Source organism: Rhodopseudomonas sp. BR0C11, from assembly GCF_010820945.1.
In the GTDB taxonomy this organism is placed as follows: domain Bacteria; phylum Pseudomonadota; class Alphaproteobacteria; order Rhizobiales; family Xanthobacteraceae; genus Rhodopseudomonas; species Rhodopseudomonas palustris_H.
The window spans coordinates 1-823 of the sequence record NZ_QTKI01000771.1; the positions used below are offsets into that span (position 1 = coordinate 1).

An 823-nucleotide genomic window follows, 5' to 3' on the forward strand; every position below is an offset into this window, starting at 1 on the left:
TCCTCTTGCCGGCCGCGTCTTTGATGTTTCGCTGCACGATGCCGCCGAGCCGCTCTCCGGCTGCAAGCCGGGCGAATGCGAACTCCGCCAGCAGTGCGTCGACGTCGTCGTCGGCACGATAGATGATCGCGGCGATCCTCGGTGCCTCTGCGCTGCTGTCGGTCATCTCTGCACCCTCCAGTCGGTGTGCTCGTCGTGAGTTCAGCAAGCGGCGTGCCGGATACCTGGCCGGCGCGTTCGCTTGCTATACGATTGATTTGTCTATCGTTTCGCTACGGCGAACCGGCTGCGAGCTTTGGTCGCAAACCTGACAGCGTTGTATAGTCATGGACATAACGGTCCGAAGCGGAGATGTTGCGCCGGAACTGCCGCGCGTCAAATGCGCCGAACGACGATATCGGGGACCTGCCGTATGCCTGCCGCCACCACTGCCGAACTGGAGCGCCTGCTCGACGACGACGTGCCTTGCGGCGATTTGACGACCGAGGTGCTGGGTATCGGTGCGGCGTCCGGCGTGATGCAGTTCAACGCCCGCGATCCGATGGTGCTGGCGCTCGCTGAAGATGCCGCCGCGATCATCCGGCTGTGCGGCTGCGAGGTTGAACTCTCTGCTTCGTCCGGCAGCCGGCTCGCGGCGGGTGCGCCGATCCTGACCGCCCGCGGCAGCGCCTCGGGCCTGCTGCGCAGCTGGAAGGTGGCGCAGACGCTGATCGAGATTTGGTCCGGCGTCGCCACCACGGCGCGCGACATCGTCGATGCGGCCCGCGCGGTGTCGCCGACCATCGCGGTCGCCTGCACCCGCAAGAACACGCCGGGCACCAAG

At 66.1% G+C, this 823-nt stretch carries 2 protein-coding genes; one reads left to right on the plus strand and one right to left on the minus strand.

The window, feature by feature from the left end:
• Positions 1–166: DUF2478 domain-containing protein (locus DYI24_RS27265; RefSeq protein WP_164574531.1), on the minus strand; the 166-nt coding region annotated here is incomplete at its 3' end.
• Positions 167–412: 246 nt separating this feature from the next.
• On the opposite strand from DYI24_RS27265, the gene DYI24_RS27270 reads away from it, so the two are divergent.
• Positions 413–823: beta/alpha barrel domain-containing protein (locus DYI24_RS27270; protein ID WP_502706393.1), on the plus strand; the 411-nt coding region annotated here is incomplete at its 3' end.